This is a genomic window from Mangrovibacterium lignilyticum (assembly GCF_010882175.1).
Lineage (GTDB): Bacteria > Bacteroidota > Bacteroidia > Bacteroidales > Prolixibacteraceae > Mangrovibacterium > Mangrovibacterium lignilyticum.
Window position 1 is genome coordinate 1,507,030 of the sequence record NZ_WKLH01000001.1, and the last position, 17,180, is coordinate 1,524,209.

Genomic DNA, 17,180 nt, shown 5'->3' on the forward strand with positions numbered 1-17,180 from the left:
AATGACTCTATTTAAAAGAGAGCGATAAGGTTCAAACATTTGCCTTTCCCGTCATTTCTTTCACCCAAACCTTCACCCGCAAAAAACAATAGAAGTTACGAAATACTTATCAAAACATCAACAATTTTCAGTGCTAGCCCCCGTAGAATAACAACGCAGATACCTCTGATCGGATATTTATCCCCCCTTCCTGTCGGAAGTTGCAACCTAATTTGTGAATGGTCAAGCATACATTACCTGTCGTAATATCGCTGTAAGCCCGGGTAAGCAATTTATCGATAAACGTTATCCAAAAATTAGGTAGAGTGCACACAACAATCAAATTCTCAACTTGAAATTGAAAACCGAATAACAAATGACCGGAATTCTTCCACTAGGTATTATTCCGATTGCCTGACCACAAATAATTGTAACAATTAACAACAGCATTAGTATTCAACAATACCTACAATGAAAAACTGATGACTCCGATTTAGTACTATAATCCATGGAACGCCCAACAGAATCGTTACTAACCCGAATTGACCGTTACCTGGCCGACCCACGGCTTGAGCCCGAAGCACAACTTCGCAAACGCTGGGCTTGGATATGGATGGTAGTAACTTTCGTTTTCGTTGTTATAACGTCCTTCGTAGAATTGGTAGTGCTCAACCTTTGGCCCATTTGGTGGTTTGGAGTCGTGTTCCTTGCTGGCTATGCCATCGGTTTTCCACTATTCCGCCGGCTAAAGCGCTTCGATCTGGTTATTAATATTGTTTTTACGGTATTTACCACAGCAGCCATGTTCGCCATGCTCCAGGTGGGAGGACTAACTCATTCGCTCGGATTCGTGTTTATTGGAATGAACTGTGCCATGGGCTCTATACTGGCCGGAAACCTTCGTTGGACCATCGGCATGTTTGCCTGGTATTGCGTCACCATTCTTGTTGTTGGTATTTTTCAACCCTCGTTAACAACGCCTGACTTCGTGACCCAACAAGCAAATACGATTTCGTTCGTGGGGCTTACATTTTGGATCAACGCCTGCATCCTGTTTATTGTCATCCTGTTCATGAAAGACAAGAGCCGTTATGAAAAAGCTGAAGCGGAAAAGCTCAGGAAAATTGATGAAGCAAAAACGCGGCTTTTCACCAATGTTTCGCACGAATTCCGAACACCACTCACGGTTATTCAAGGAATGACTGAACAAATGGAAAAACACCCGGAACAATGGAGGAAAACAGGACCAGAGAAAATTAAGACCCAAAGCCAAATCTTGCTACGATTGGTCAACCAGATGCTCAATATTGCCAAAATAGAAGCCAATGAAATGCCACTGGCTCTGATACATGGCGATATCAACAGCTTTATCCGTTTCCTGGCAGAATCGTTTCACAGTCTGGCAGAAAGTTTGCACATCGACCTGATCGTCAACCACGAGGAAAAACAAGCTTTTACCGATTACGACCCCGATAAATTAATGCATGTCGTTTCCAACCTCTTGTCGAATGCCTTAAAATTTACTCCAGCGGGAGGCCGTATTTACGTAAACGTTGATAAGAGCACAGACGAGGATAAAGAAGTAGTCCGGATTATTATAAAAGATACCGGTCGGGGAATCCCTCAGGAATCGTTAGAGAAGATTTTTGACCGCTTTTACCAGGCTCCGGACAAACCCGACCAAACGCCCGGCACCGGACTCGGACTCGCATTGGCATCTGAACTGATAAAACTGATGAAGGGAGAGATCCGGGTAAAAAGTCAGGAAGGCCAAGGCGCGGAGTTTACTGTTTCCCTCCCGCTAACAAACGTTGCGAATGTGAGCAAAGACCATGGCATTTCAGCGATAAATCAGGAAGCGATCGATGCCGGAATACCAAAAACAACGTTCAGCTCAGGCAACGGAGGATTTTTCAAAAGAAAGGACCATTTGCCGCTGCTTTTGATCGTGGAAGACAACAACGATGTGATCGAATATCTCCGGGCAATTCTTGAAAAGCATTATCGCATTGAGTTGGCACCAAATGGAAAGGTCGGATTGGAGAAAGCCCGAAACATCATTCCGGATCTTATTCTTTCGGACGTAATGATGCCACAAATGGATGGGTTCGAGATGCTCGAACAATTGAAGGCTGATATACGAACCGACCACATTCCGGTCGTGATTTTAACTGCCCGCGGCGATTTCGACTCGAAACTCATCGGCTTGGAACACGGCGCCGACCACTACCTGGTCAAACCTTTCAGCGAAAAGGAGTTGCTACTTAAACTCAACAACCTGCTGGAACTGCGCAAAAAAATGCAAAAACAACTGGGAAGCATCCCTTTTAGTCGCCCCGGCCCGAACGTACAGTACAGGCAGGAAACCTTGTTCATGAAACGGTTGAACAGCTTAATCGAAACTGAACTAAACAACGAAAATTTTGGGATAAATGACATCTGCTTGTCCATGAACATGAGCCGCGCCCAATTGTACCGAAAATTTGGTGCCCTGACCGATAATTCGGTGGGACGATACCTCCGCTCCTGCAGGTTGCTACATGCAAAATCCTTGCTCGAAAAGCATGGAAGAAACGTTACCGAAGCTGCCTTTGAATCCGGATTCCGAAACCTTTCTCACTTCAGCACCTGTTTTCATGAGGAGTTTGGCTTCACTCCAAAAGACCTCATCCGCTAGGATGACGCACATTTGAGACAACCACCAAAATATCCGAGACAATAGCCAAAGCACAGCCTGCTGCTATTCAGTAACTTTAACTGTATATCCGAGCCGAAAAAACCTCAACGTTTGAAACCTTTAAAATTCAGGAAAAATGAAACGATTAATTTTTTTATTATGGTGCATGAGTCTCCTTTTTGCAGGCTGCGAAACGAACGATCCGTTGCTTCCCGATGTGGATGTGAACCAGAAATCAGCCAAAACGACAATGGTCCCGATCAAAGGAGAACTACAATCTATTGTAAATGAATCCCTAAACGGCATTCCTGTATATGGAATATTATCCGGAAGCATTTCTCATTTAGGAGAGCTGACTGCTGATAAAAGTACCTGGTACACCATTTCTGTGGAAATGGATGAGCAAACCTGGACCATCTCATGGGAAATGTTTGGGGCCGTTTGTGCTGCCAATGGTGACCTCCTGAAATATACACTTTCAGGATCATTTAACATCCCGGAGAACAATATGAGTGGAGAAGTTAATTTTGACGGTGGCACAGGCAGATTTGCTCAGGCGCAGGGTAACATGGAATTTACCGGCTATGCTGACGATCCCACCAACATAGCAGCCATGTATATGGAAGGTGAAGGAATGATCACAAATGTTGGCTCCAGTCACGGCGACGAAAATCCGTTAGTAGCGCAAAATGAATCAATTGGCAAATTACTGATTGAAGCATGGGATACCCACAATGCCGAGATGCTTACCTCACTTTTTGCCGATGAATTCTCATACACGGAAGTAATGGGCCGTAGTTTCACAGATAAAGAATCGCTTGCCATGTATGTTTTGGGATCTATTTCCGGAGCACCAGATTCAAGGTTTGAAACCGTATCATCTGTAGCGAATGAAAAATATGTAGCTTCGGAATGGGTCTGGAAAGGAACAAATACAGTCGGCTGGCAGCAGATGGGCATACCTGCTACCGATATCTATTTTGAATTACCCGGTGCTTCTATCATGGAAATTGAAAACGGCAAAATAATTTGGGTCAAAGACTACTGGGACAGGGACACCTTTTTACAATTAATCGGTATCATCTTGTAGATTACGAAACTGCAAATTTTAAACGAAAAAAGGCCGGAATGACTCCCGGCCTTTTTAGCTCCTCTGACAGTCGGAAGTGGCAACCTGATTTGCAAAAGTTTGGTGTAAATTCTAGCCTTCCCTGAAAATGTAACATTTCTCCTTGTGGTACAGGTTAAATTTTTACAAGATTTTATACTGAGTATTTCAATGGATACTATATTATTCCAGTCATTTACACTTTTTTAGCAATAGCTCCCATTACAACATAGATACCAAAATCCCCAAATTCACTAAATCCAGGACACGATCGCTTTCTAAAAGCGCGCCAGCGAGGGAAAGTACCTTAATTGGTTAACACAAGGTTAAAGAATAACTCAACTCTCCTCTAACAATACATCCGATTAAAGAAAGTTTTATATTTTCGCATCGAACTATTTAGATATTTCTATTTATAGATGGCAATAACAGAAGGATAGCAACAAAATGGAAAAAATATTAATCATTGGAGGAGTTGCAGCCGGAGCAACGGCTGCGGCAAAAGCACGGCGTTTATCGCCCGATGCACAAATTACAATGCTCGAAGCTGGGCCAGATATTTCGTTTGCCAACTGCGGACTACCTTACTACATCGCGGGAGACATCGATAGTCGTTCGAAACTAATTCTTCAGAGTCCCGAGAGCTTTGACGAACAATACCAAGTAAAAGTACACACCCATACGGTGGTAAATTCGATCGACCGGGCAAACAAAAAGGTTCATACAACAGATAGCCTGAACGGTTCTGAAAATACGTTTGAATATACCAAACTCATTCTAGCACAAGGAGGTCGCCCCATTCAACCGGCAATCCCCGGAGCAGATGCCGACCATGTTTTTAGTCTGTGGACGTTGGAAGACATGGACAAAATCGACAATCACCTGAGCCATAAGGATCCCCAAACGGCAGTGGTCGTAGGAGGAGGCTTTATCGGTCTGGAGATGGTGGAAGCACTTGTAAAAAGGGGCTTAAAAGTACATGTGGTCGAAAAAATGCAGCACGTCATGTCAATCATGGAAGCTGAAATCGCCGGCTTTATTACCCGCGAACTGAAAGCTTATGGCGTAGGCGTACATACTGAAAATGCGGTTACTAAGATTGATGTAACTTCTGTTGAACTTGAAAACGGACAATCGCTGAATGCCGACATGGTATTGCTTTCGATTGGCGTCCGCCCAACGTTGCAACTGGCAAAAGATGCCGGTTTGGAAATTGGTGATGCAGGCGGTCTGCTGGTAAACAACAAATTGCAAACATCTGACCCCGATATTTACGCTGCCGGCGATATGGTAGAGATCGAGCACCGCGTAAACGACAAAAAAGTGCGGATTCCGTTGGCTGGACCTGCTAACCGCCAAGGAAGGATTGCTGCAGAGAACGCGTTGGGAGGCCAGCATTCTTACAAAGGAGCGCTTGGCACATCGGTGGTGCGTGTTTTTGAGGCTGTTGCCGGAACCACAGGACTATCGCTGAAGCAGGCTCGCGCGGCCGGTATCAATGCAGATGCCGTTGTGGTACACAAAGAACACCATACCGCCTATTACCCCGGTGCCGAAACCGTGACCGTTTTATTGGTTTACGATAAAAACACGGGCGTTGTACTCGGTGGCCAAACTGCCGGTTACAAAGGCGCCGATAAACGCCTTGATGTTATCGCAACCGCTTGTGCTGCCAAACTTCCGGTTAGCGAAATCGCCGATATCGATTTTGCCTACTCGCCACCAATCGGGACAGCTAACGATGCCATGAACATGGCGGCTTACGTTGCTGAAAACAAACTATCGGGCTATGGACCAAGTATTATGGCCTCGGAACTTGACGATTACATCGAGAACAAGAAGCAATTAATTGTTTTGGATATCCGGGATGTATTTGCTCACAAAAAAAGCAATCTGACCGGAGCGTATCATCTTCCGCTGGAAATGCTGTATCCCAACCTGGAAAGAATACCAAAAGACATCCCAATACTGATTTACGACGAAACGGGAAAAAAGGGCCACCAGGCTGTTCGAATCCTGATTGGTGCCGGTCACCCGGAAGTAATTAATCTTGCCGGAGGACATACCTCGTTGCAACGCCATGCTGCTGCTGTTGGATTCAAAAATATAGGTATGCTTGCCCTACCTGTTGAGAAAAAAAGCATTGGTGAAAAGGCGGTTGAGGAAACAGAAACCAATAAGCAAGTAAGCACTGATGAACTCAAGCGCCTAATTATCGATGTACGTACACCCGGCGAATTTCACAGTGGTGCATTTCCGGAAGCCATCAACATTCCATTGGACGACCTGATGTCGGGCAAAGCCGACCTGGGAGAGGACACCGATCGCGAGATTGTTGTTTACTGTGCCAGCGGAGCCCGTTCGGCCTATGCGAAACAGGTACTGCAAAGTCGTGGTTTCTCGAATGTTATCAACGGGGGCGGTATTTCTGCAATGATGTCGAGATATTAAACAGATACAAAAGAGCTGGCAAGATGCTTGATATTCCAGCTCTTTTATTTGCATAGTAGCGGATTTTACATGTTCGCTGAGGACTCAGCGTTGTGGGTCCTATCTTGCCTTTATTAGTGTTGCATGGACAGTTGTTAGGGTGTAGTTACAAATGTTGAATCTTGGTTGAGTTTGGTGTGAATTACCACCACCCTTTTTATGAGATTTCTACGACTAAAAAATCACTTCAGCTCAGAAAGACTTGCACAATTTGTAAGCAGCTTATTTACCGCCACTTAAAAACCAATATGTAGTTAAACCGTTCGTGTGATTCACGAAATTGGAATACTTTTCCGATCCCTTTCAAATCAATAATCCCGGAAAATTAAGGCATAAAAAAAGAGGTCATGTTGACCTCTTTTCAGCTCCCCAGGTAGGACTTGAACCATATTTTCATTCAACTTGGAATCAACTATTTACAAACACCAAAATGCAATAGGTCTCGATTTTAACACCTTTTGCACATCAAAACCAACTTCAAGGAACATTTTCAATTACAAATATCCGAAAACTATTTCTAAATCGCCAAGGAGCTGGCATAAGTCTTCATTTTGTTGTAAAATTGAATTTCACATCCCAATTCGAAAATGTCAGTTTCAAATTCAGAAATAATCTTCTTTGTTAGCTACAGTATAGGCGCAGCTATAATACTAAAGTTCTTATTTCGGCAAGTAGACAAATTGGTCGCCTACTTGACTCGTTCTAACAATATTTCAACTAATTGGAAGAAAAACGCACCATACACCGAAGTTGTAAGAGAAACAATACACTATACAAACTCGATCTTGTACAAAAACGGAATTAAGTATTTCCCAAAATTTGAAATTCACTATCGTAACCACAAAAAGTTTGACGGGTTCTTTAATGGAGAAATCAAAATATATCTAAAGAACCATTCGGACATACCGACACTTGTGACAACTGCCCTCCATGAAGTAGCCCACTACTTACAAGCAGAGACCGACACCAACTTTAAGAACTACGACTACTATACAAACACTATAGGATACTGGGATAATCCTTTCGAGAAGAGCGCAAGGAAATTTGCGAGAGAACACCTCGATTCGTGTTTGAGGTACCTAGAGCAGAAAAACCTCATAGAACGTCATTAAAGAACCACGAGTCCGATTTTTCGAAAATTTTTGGGGAATTTTTTTTTCTTGATTTGGGGCAAAAAATTGGCTGGATTTTTTTTAAGGTATTGTCCCCCCTGCTGTAAACTCGGAATTTGTATACATAAGGCAGGAAACGGGGCCATGCAGGAAGAGGCCCTCCCCCTGGGGGCGTCCAGGTTTAACACACCGAAATTGTTTCACGAATTATTATCGTTAAGTACTCAGCAGAAGTTCACAGACAGCAGTACTTCAGAGGCGTCACTCTTTTTTGGTACAGAGGAAGCAACTCATTTTTTACTGGGTATGTTTTTCAATTTTGATTCACAAATTATTATTATTCAACTGAAATAAATAGGCTGATTAGCAGCTTGGTTTATTAATCAATTCTAGTTCTAACCAGGGATTTTTCAACCGATACCCCTTCAGTAATCCTTCATCTGCTCTTCCCCACTGCCTCTGGTTTTATCACATGTAATATTACATCGAATTCATGAAATATTACAACCACTTAATGGTGTGATAATTAGCCTCACTTTTGCGCTGTAAATATAAATTTTAAGACTATGAAAAATGTAATTTTTATTAGAGATGCATACGATGCATTGAGGAAGCACATGTTGAACCACACTAATGCAACTGAAAGATTGTTTCGAATCCTTATGCAAGTTGAAGCCAGTCAATCTGACTTGTTTTGTTTAAGCTTAAAGTTTAGCAATGAAGATGTTCATGATGTCAACTTTGAACTGACCAATAGCTTTTTAGTGGCTATGCACCGTTTGAAGTATGTGAACACCATCTGTCCATGCAAACTAAGCTTGCAAAGGTTCTTAGTGACGATGACATGTCTCAAATCGACTTTAGTAAGGTACTAAACGAAATTGATGAAAGGATTGAGGTTCTAAACCAACTCTGTTCAATGCCTGAATCCATAAGAAACGACATTGCAATGCGATTAACAGAGTGGGATTTAGCCAACTTTAAAGACTTAAAGCTGTATTTGTCGCTAGCTAGGATCGATGTTTCGAGTCTAAAACTGGATTTACCCATATAAAACTTACGAAGGGTAAATCCTTCCTTATAAACTTAAAAATGATAAAAAATGAAAAGAAAAATTAGTGATGAACATGTTGCAATTATAAAGCAAATGCTATCAAGAAACTACAAAACTTCTAGCATCAAAGAGTTCATGCAAAATAAACATGGGGTTTATATTTCAGCTCCACAAATTTATGGCATCAAAAAATTGACATCATATATTGATGTAAGACCAAACCTAAATGATGCAATAAGTAAAGCCTATTCCTCTAGGATAACAAACGACATTGAAAGAATCACCGACACAAAATGGGCATTAGCAAATGGATATTTAGAAGAGGAAATTATGAATCTTTACAATTGGGAGAAACGGGAACTAATGGCGATTCGGATGGGACAAAATCCATATTACTCGATTGCTCCCGAATATAACTACCAAATAAAGAAACGGTGGGGCAGAAAGAAAAATGCCAATATTGACAAGAAAATGGTAATCGCCATAAAAAAGGAATATGTAGACCGAAATGGAGAAGTACTATTAAACGAAATAGCGGAAAAGCACAAAATTGACAAAGCAACTGTTTCCACAATACTAACATTGAAATTTTATAAAGAATTTGGGGTCGCTTATAACTCAAAAATTAAATTAATAACCCAAATGAAGGAAGACAAAAAGAAGGAGAAAAAGAATGAAAGATGTAAGGTGAAAATTGCTAACGAGAAGTTGAAACATGATGCTTTGATGCGGAAGAAAAAACAAATTGAGAATCAACTAAGGGAAAGTAATGCCAACCTTAAAAGACTCACAGTACTAATTCCGTGACTTATTCACAGCACAATATAGAAGCGAAAAGACGAGTCTATTCTCCATTAATCACTGAAAAGCAGCATCTACAATGCTACACCTGAAATTGCAACAGTCATTTTCATAATGTGTTTCTTACTCTGAAACACTGCGAACTAGCAAAATGTACTTATAGAACTCCACACCAAACGGGCCGTACCAGGCCTCGCATGCACGAATGTTGTTTCACAAATTATTATTGATAATTAGATGCTCAAATATCCAATTATAACGCCACTTCTGGGAGATTCACTCTTTTTTGTTACTGGGGAAGCATGGTTTTTTTTACCTGGGGATGGTTTTGAATATTGTTTCACAGAATATTATTGTTTACTAAAGCCAAGAGATTACTTAGCAATAAATTTTTGTGAAACAAGATTCCCTTTTTGCCTCCAGCATCCATAGGTCAGTATAGCGGCCGTTGAAATTCATGTCAACAACTTCTTAAAATCCACATTGCATTCAGATGACAATAAAAAAGGTAGAATCCTGTCACCGATTCTACCTTTGATACCTAAAGCTATAACCCAACTATCAGTTAAGTTTTAACCTTAAAATTTTAGATTCAGGAGCATCACTTGCGTAAACTCGTTTTTGCACAAGTTCACCATCGCTAAAAACGCAAACTCCAGATTCACCTTTTTCTTCCTCTTCAGCAAATTCGTAGACGAAAGTAACCTCAGAACATTCTTTGGACATCCTTTCAACAACTTGAGTCACGCTGAAATCTGTACAAAACTGGAATATCCTGTCAGATATCTGTTCGTGATACAAGGCATCATCAAAAGAACCCCAATTTTCGAGACGCCATTGCATCGCACTAGAATCAAGATCGTATCCTTTATTGTCTCTTAATTCTTTTTCGATCCATGGCGGCATTGCCACGACTTGCTCCAATAATGGAAAATCGACAACTTTCTTAGTCGATGTCTCATAATTACATGAATATCTACTTAATACTCTTTCAATTTCGGTTATGTCACCGATTAATTCTAATCTATTCAAACAATGCATACTTAATATTTAATTTATTATTTATTTCAAAATAAAGGAAGACATCATGCGTCATCTATCTCTTTGTATACAGTGCCATCCCGCTTTTTAAAATTATACGTAAAAAAATTGACAAAAAGAAATATTGATACATAATTATTTTGAAAATATGTGAGTAATTTTGGATAAATTGACGCCGTTTCAGAAAGAGTGTAGTTGGGAAATACCTTGCGTTTAGTTTCTAAAGCTGCGCCTTTTTTTAGACTGGGGAAGGTGGAAGTTTTTCCCTGGGAACGTTTTTCAATTTTGTTCCACAAATAGTTATTGTTTAATACTCCAATAAGTGACTTAACGATAAATATTTGTGAAACAACTTTCATTCAAAGCTAATTTTCTCGGTCTGGGGTAGCAGTATATTTCCGTCAAAAGTTTAAATTTGATGAAGACAAACTTTAATTTTTATTAAAGATATGCTGAAGGACATAATCAGATCGAAGGGAATGAAGCAAACATTTATCGCTCAAAAAATTGGGGTGAGTGTTGTTACAGTGAGCAATTGGGTGCAGGGGAAAAGCGCTCCAAAGGATAAGCACTTAAAAAAATTGAGTGAGTTGTTAGATGTGCCAGAGAAGGAGTTAGTGCATTGATGGATAGAATTGGCAAATACGATTTTTCCTATACAGGTTTTTCGCTTCGGGCAAATGACATGGCTAAGGTTGCAAAAGCATTCAGCGAAAGAGAAGATATTGACTTGCAGGAGTTGGGTGATGGAAAAACTGCTACAGGTAAACGCAGATATAATGTAATCAAAAAGCGCATAGAGACATTAACCCGAAGACAAGTGGACATTTTGGCGAGTGGAAGTTTGACAGAGCAACGACATATTGCTTTTCTGGCTACTTGTAAAGCTCATTTATTTGTTCGTGATTTTACTGTCGAAGTAATACGGGAGAAGTTGCTTTTGTATGACTATGAACTTTCAGAAGGTGAATACATATCCTTCTTCAGAAGAAAAGCTGAGTTGCATCCTGAAATGGAAAACCTAACCGAAACGACTAAGAAAAAAATAAAACAGGTTACATTCAAAATGCTGGAGCAGGCTGGAATTATCGATGACGTAAAAAGTAAGATGATTCAACCGCAACTACTGGAAGAAAAAGTTATTCAGGCGATAGCTGAAGATAACAAAGAGTGGTTAAAGGTCTTGCTAATGAGTGATCTGGATATTGAAAATCTAAACTGAAATGGAAGATTTATCACAAAAATTCAATCGCCTTTATAAGGTCATTTCGATGGGGAGCTTCCTGAGCAAAGAATCTCTTGGTGGGGAGATACCCTTTTTTATTTCACCGTATGACGCAGAACAGGAACTTGGGGTGCGTGATGGAATCAAAATGCTAAAAAACAAACTGAGTACCGCAGGTATAAGTGTATTAGAAGTTAATCTGTATGACACCGTTTCTGAAATTTTGGAAGAGAAAGGTGGCATGGAACGCATGTTTCGTGTAGAGAAAGCAAGGGGCAAAGAGAAGTTCTTGAAAGCATTGCAATCAACCCTGAATATCCACGAAGTTTTGATGCCCAGGATCGCAGGCAAAATTGAAGAAAGTGATGCTCAGGTCTATTTTCTGACAGGCGTTGGCCTGGTTTTTCCATTCATCAGGTCGCACAACGTCTTGAACAATCTTCAAAGTATAGCTAAAGAAGCGCCTACGGTTTGCTTCTTCCCTGGTAAATACGATGGGATTTCGCTGAACCTGTTCGGGAAACTAAAAGACGACAACTACTACAGAGCCTTCAACATTGAAAAAATACAACCAAAATGATAATCAAAGACCTTTTCGACAAACCGATTGACAGATACATCGAAACTGTTATTAAAGCCGATGATAAGAATAACATTTCAGAAGAAGTAACTGAATACGTTATCACCAATGAGATCGCAAAAAAGATTCGTGATTTCTTCTACGCCTACAACAACTATGGGGGAGCAAACGGAGTTTGGATATCAGGCTTTTTCGGAAGTGGTAAATCTCACTTGTTGAAAATTCTATCTTATGTTCTGGCGAACAAAGTGCACGATGATTATAAGTGCGGTGAACTGTTTGCCGAGAAAATTGAAGATGATGAGATGTTGAAGGGAGATATTATCCAGGCAACCCGAATTCCGTCAGAATCGATACTTTTTAATATTGACCAGCAAGCCCAGATTACGAGTAAAACAGATGCGAAAGCCATTCTTTCCGTCTTTTACAAGGTCTTTTTTGACCATTTGGGGTATTACGGGTTCCAACCACATGTGGCAGAATTCGAGGCCTGGGTCGATAAACAGGGGAAATATGATGACTTTAAAATAAAATTCGCAGTCAAGCATGGGAAGAGCTGGCAGGAAGCCCGTATCGACTATTTCGATCCACTGGTGACCGATGATATTGCTGAGGTGTTAAGTGATCTTAACGGACATGACGCAACGAAGTATGAATCGATCCTGGATGACCTGGAAGATAAACACAAACAGTCCATTGAAGATTTTTGCGAGCGGGTGAATGAATACATCAAATCAAAACCTACAGGATTTCGCTTGAATTTCTTTGTGGATGAGGTTGGACAGTATATCAGCGACAACACCAAGTTGATGTTGAATCTGCAAACCATTGCTGAAACTTTGGCTACCAAAACGAGAGGATCATCCTGGATATTGGTAACCTCGCAGGAAGATATGGAAAAGGTTGTTGGTGATATGAATAAACAACAACAAAATGACTTTTCCCGCATTCAGGCTCGGTTCAAAATAAAAATACCATTGACATCAGCTAACGTAGACGAGGTGATTGAAAAGCGTTTGCTTAAAAAGAAAGATGCACCACAAAAGCTATTGGCTGATGATTTTAAACGGGAAAGCGCCTATTTGGAATCATTGCTTTCATTTTCTGAAGCAGGCGTTCAATTCAAAGGATACTCCAGTGGCACTGACTATGGGAATAAATACCCTTTTGTACCCTATCAGTTTGACCTTTTCCAAAGTTGTCGAAGGGCGCTGTCTACGCACAACGCATTCCAGGGGAAACATGCCTCGGTAGGTGAACGCTCCATGCTTGGCGTATTTCAACAGGTTGTGAAGGAAATAGAGAACAGGGAAGGTAATGCACTGGTTAGTTTCGATTTGATGTTTGAAGGGATTCGCAACGAATTGAGAGGTGAAATCCAACAGTTTATTATTCTCGCAGAAAGAAACCTGGATGACCGTTTTGCGGTGAAGGTGCTGAAAGCTTTATTTCTGGTAAAATACTTCGGAAACTTCAAAACGACCCAGCGGAACGTGTCGGTTCTCATGATTGACGATATTAACGTTGATCTGAAGGAACATGAGCGTAAAGTAGAACAGGCTCTGAACGTTTTGGAAAATCAAAACTACGTGCAGCGTAATGGCGATTTATACGAGTTTTTGACCGATGATGAGAAAGACGTCGAAGAGGAAATCAAAAATACAGATATTGATGAACAGGTTATCACCAACCAACTGAAAGAAATCTTTTTCGATGAGATCATCAAAGATAATAAGATAAGATACGCTGATAATAAGCAGGATTACGATTTTACCAGTAAAATTGACGGTGCCACACTTGGTCGTGAGAAAGAACTGGAAATTGAAATCATTACACAAAACTATACCGATTACAGTAACGAAGCTTTCCTGAAATCCCAGACCATGGGCAGCCCAGGAATGAAAGTTGTGTTAGCTCCCGATGCTGTCTTCATTAAGGATTTGAAAATGTATTTGCGGACCAACAAGTACGTGAAACAAAACCAGTCAACATCAAACCGATCCGAGTTTAAACGAATCCTTCAGGATAAGGCCCAGCAAAATGCGGAACGAAAACGCAATCTTGTTTTACTGGCAAATAAATCGCTGGCGAATGCTACGGTTTACATGAACGGTAGCAAACACGAAATGGGACAGACGACCGATGGAAAGACAAGGGTAGTCAATGCCTTCCAGGATTTAATCAAAATGGTTTATCCGAGCCTACGGATGTTGGGTACCACTCAATACAGCGAGGATACCATCATGACAACTGTTCGAAGCCGCCAGAGCGAGTTGTTTGGCTTGGATGAAAATACCGTATCGGAAGCCGAATCAGAGATTGTTAACCTGATAAATAGAAGAAAGCGACAATCAGACAGAACTTCGTTGGCCGATCTAAGGACCCATTTCACCCGAAAACCATACGGATGGTACCCGAATGCCATTTGGACAATCACTGCAAAACTTTATAAACGTGGTAAAATTGAGTTTAAGCGTGACTCGAACCTGTTGGAAGACGAAGATGTCCTGAATGCTTTGTTGAACAGCGCCAATTATGGTAATACATTGCTCGAAGCACCGACTGAAGTTTCGCCTGAGGCCATTAAGAATTTGAAGCAAGCCTATGCTGATGCCTTCGATGAAACATGCTCACTGAAAGAAGCCCGAGATGTAGCCAATGCCTTTAAAGGAAAACTAAAAGAAATGCTGGTAGAGGTAAATAAGTTTCTGGTTCAGAAAAAGCAATATCCGTTCCTGCAAAGTTTGGAGCCTTTTAGCGAACACTTAGGACGATGGTCAGCCAAAGAATACAGCTACTACCTGACTAATTTGAGCGATATCGAAGATGAATTGCTGGATGCCAAGGAGGGCTTACTCGACCCGATTAAACGGTTCATGAATGGCGATCAGGTGAACATCTACAACTCCATCCAAACAATTCTTTCGGGGGATACTTCAAACCTGGACTATGTGGAAGGTGAAGAGCTGGATGTACTGAAAAAATTAATGGAGCATGAGAAACCATACACGGGTAACTTGATTCGGGATGCCAAAACAGCCAAAGATTCACTTTCTGCAAAAGTGTTGGAAAAGATTAATGCAGAAAAAACGAAAGCAAATGAGGCCATCGAAAAAGCGATCAGTGATTTAAAATCCAAATACGATTTTAATAAGTTGACCGATATTCAGAAAAAGCAAATCATCCAACCGCTTGAACTGGAGCTGAAGAAGTTGAAGGATCAAAGATATATTGCCGTCATTCGGGATATCAAGAACCGAGCAACCGATAGTCTTTTTACAAAGCTGCTAAATGAGATGGCTGAGCTGGCCCATCCTGTTGAAAAAACCGAAGGGGGAGATGCTCAGGATCATCCAGTAGTTCATTACATCAAACGCAACAACGTGAAAATTGAGTTTGCCAAATCAGAGCTACAAACAGACGAGGATGTTGATGAATACCTGAAGGCTTTTGAAAAGGCGTTAAAGTCTCAGATTAAAAACAACCGAAGAATTCAACTGTAGATGAACAGGGAAGAATTGATTCATAAATTGGCCGACCTGGAATGGGAAGACTTTGAGGTTAAGGCGGCAAAAGGTGAACTACCCAAAGATACCTGGGAAACGGTCAGTGCCTTTTCCAACACTTCGGGCGGATGGCTGCTGTTCGGTGTTCGTCAGAACGGCAAAACGTTCGAGATCCAGGGTGTCAGCAACCCAGAGAAGATTGAACAGGACTTTTTGAATACCATTCGAGGCGGTAAATTCAATGTATTTGTGCCAACCAAGCAGGCGAAGCATACCATTGACGGGAAGACGGTCATCGCCTTTTACGTTCCCGTATCGAAAGAAAAGCCTGTTTATTACAACAGTCTTCAGAATACATTTATCAGGCGGGGTAGTTCGGACCAAAGGGCAACAAACGAGGAAATTGATGCGATGTTTCGGGATCAGACTTTTGGTACCAAAACTTCAGAATTGGCTCCAGGTACCACCCGAGACGATATTCACGAGAAATCGCTGAAGCAGTACCGTGATTACATGGGGCGTTTCAATCCTGATGTCAGCTATAACCGCTATGATGAAGATGAATTTCTGCGGAAACTGCGGATTCTGGACAATGGGAATTGCACCTATGCAGGATTGTTGTTCTTGGGCAAGCGGGAACGGATAGAAAAGCATTTTCCCGATTTCCGAATCGATTTACTGGAGATACCAGGAACTTCCATTTCCGATGCGGCAACCAATTACACCTTCCGCCTGGATGAATACGAAAACCTGTGGGATTATTATTTCGAATGTTTCAGACGACTGAAACCTCAGGTGGATGTGGAATTTAAACTGACCAGCGAAGGCTTTGGCGAAGAGTTATCGACAGGACTGAAAGCGATGCGTGAAGCATTGGTAAATATGCTCATGCACGCTGATTACTTTTCGCCTGCCCATTCCCGAATTCGGATTTTTACCAACCACATTGAGTTCTTTAATCCTGGCGGTTTGCCAAAACCTTTGGAAGAGCTTAAAGAAAAGGATATTTCGCTACCCCGAAATCCGTTAATATCGAAGCTGTTTCGAATGGTTCGATTGGCGGAGAATGCAGGTTATGGTTTCGAAAAAATAGAAACCAACTGGAAACAGTTTAACGGTACAGCTCCCGTTTATGATATTGCCTTTGACTCAACCATCGTGAAACTTTACACCGAGGGGAAAGAGACGAAACCTTCGGAAAGACTTCGGAAAGACTTCGGAGAGCTTTCGGAAAAGCTTCGGAAAGCAATAGAGAACAAACCCGCTTCAATTGACTTGATAATGGGAGAATTAGAAGAAAGCTATGAGGTTTTTACAGCTCATCTGAAAGAAAAGTTCGGACTGAGTTCGGAGACGGTTCGGAGACAGTTCGGAGACAGTTCGGAGACAGTTCGGAGACGGTACGGAGACAAAGCCGTAGTATTTATTTTGCTGGTATTACTTAATAAAGAAATTACAGCCACAGAAGCATCTGAAATAATGGGAGTCACAACAAGAACCGTTGAGAAATACATCAAAAAACTAAAAACTGAAGGAATTATTGAACGGATTGGAGCGGATTTCGGAGGTTACTGGACCATAAAAAAGGACTGATAAAGCAATCAACG

The 17,180-nt window shown here is 41.3% G+C and carries 11 protein-coding genes; 9 read left to right on the forward strand and 2 right to left on the reverse strand.

The genetic code is table 11. The features are described 5' to 3' along the window. The first annotated feature begins 487 nt into the window (after positions 1–487). From GJV22_RS06100 to GJV22_RS06115, 4 genes are all read left to right on the forward strand, one after another. A complete protein-coding gene (locus GJV22_RS06100; protein ID WP_163710165.1) occupies positions 488–2,656 on the forward strand; it encodes a hybrid sensor histidine kinase/response regulator transcription factor in 2,169 nt (722 codons plus the stop codon). Between the two features lie 136 nt (positions 2,657–2,792). Beyond that, complete coding sequence (locus GJV22_RS06105; RefSeq protein WP_163710167.1) at positions 2,793–3,746, forward strand: ester cyclase; 954 nt, start codon at positions 2,793–2,795, stop codon at positions 3,744–3,746. A 465-nt stretch (positions 3,747–4,211) separates the two neighbouring features. Beyond that, complete coding sequence (locus GJV22_RS06110) at positions 4,212–6,215, forward strand: FAD-dependent oxidoreductase (RefSeq protein WP_163710169.1); 2,004 nt, start codon at positions 4,212–4,214, stop codon at positions 6,213–6,215. Between the two features lie 2,253 nt (positions 6,216–8,468). Further along, a complete protein-coding gene (locus GJV22_RS06115) occupies positions 8,469–9,227 on the forward strand; it encodes a hypothetical protein (RefSeq protein WP_163710172.1) in 759 nt (252 codons plus the stop codon). 555 nt (positions 9,228–9,782) lie between these two features. Here GJV22_RS06115 and GJV22_RS06120 read toward each other — a convergent pair. Beyond that, a complete protein-coding gene (locus GJV22_RS06120) occupies positions 9,783–10,253 on the reverse strand; it encodes a hypothetical protein (RefSeq protein ID WP_163710176.1) in 471 nt (156 codons plus the stop codon). A 53-nt stretch (positions 10,254–10,306) separates the two neighbouring features. Beyond that, the gene (locus GJV22_RS06125; RefSeq protein WP_163710179.1) at positions 10,307–10,621 is read right to left on the reverse strand and encodes a hypothetical protein; all 315 of its coding nucleotides are present in this window, start codon (positions 10,619–10,621) and stop codon (positions 10,307–10,309) included. A gap of 90 nt (positions 10,622–10,711) precedes the next feature. Between GJV22_RS06125 and GJV22_RS06130 the strand changes: the two genes are divergently transcribed. Genes GJV22_RS06130 through GJV22_RS06150 form a run of 5 tightly spaced genes read left to right on the forward strand, consistent with a single transcriptional unit; the run spans position 10,712 to position 17,166 of the window. Continuing rightward, positions 10,712–10,888: a helix-turn-helix domain-containing protein gene (locus tag GJV22_RS06130; RefSeq protein WP_262888207.1), complete on the forward strand. Its 177-nt coding sequence runs from the start codon at positions 10,712–10,714 to the stop codon at positions 10,886–10,888. Next, the gene (locus tag GJV22_RS06135; protein ID WP_163710185.1) at positions 10,888–11,484 is read left to right on the forward strand and encodes a DUF1819 family protein; all 597 of its coding nucleotides are present in this window, start codon (positions 10,888–10,890) and stop codon (positions 11,482–11,484) included. The genes GJV22_RS06130 and GJV22_RS06135 overlap by 1 nt, the downstream gene beginning before the upstream one ends. 1 nt (position 11,485) lies before the next feature. Beyond that, positions 11,486–12,067 carry a DUF1788 domain-containing protein gene (locus GJV22_RS06140; RefSeq protein WP_163710188.1) on the forward strand — a complete coding sequence of 194 codons (582 nt, stop codon included), beginning with the start codon at positions 11,486–11,488 and terminating at the stop codon, positions 12,065–12,067. Further along, complete coding sequence (brxC, locus tag GJV22_RS06145) at positions 12,064–15,570, forward strand: BREX system P-loop protein BrxC (protein WP_163710191.1); 3,507 nt, start codon at positions 12,064–12,066, stop codon at positions 15,568–15,570. The genes GJV22_RS06140 and brxC overlap by 4 nt, the downstream gene beginning before the upstream one ends. Continuing rightward, positions 15,571–17,166, forward strand: a complete 1,596-nt coding sequence (locus tag GJV22_RS06150; RefSeq protein ID WP_163710194.1) for an RNA-binding domain-containing protein — start codon at positions 15,571–15,573, stop codon at positions 17,164–17,166. The last annotated feature ends 14 nt before the right edge of the window (positions 17,167–17,180 follow it).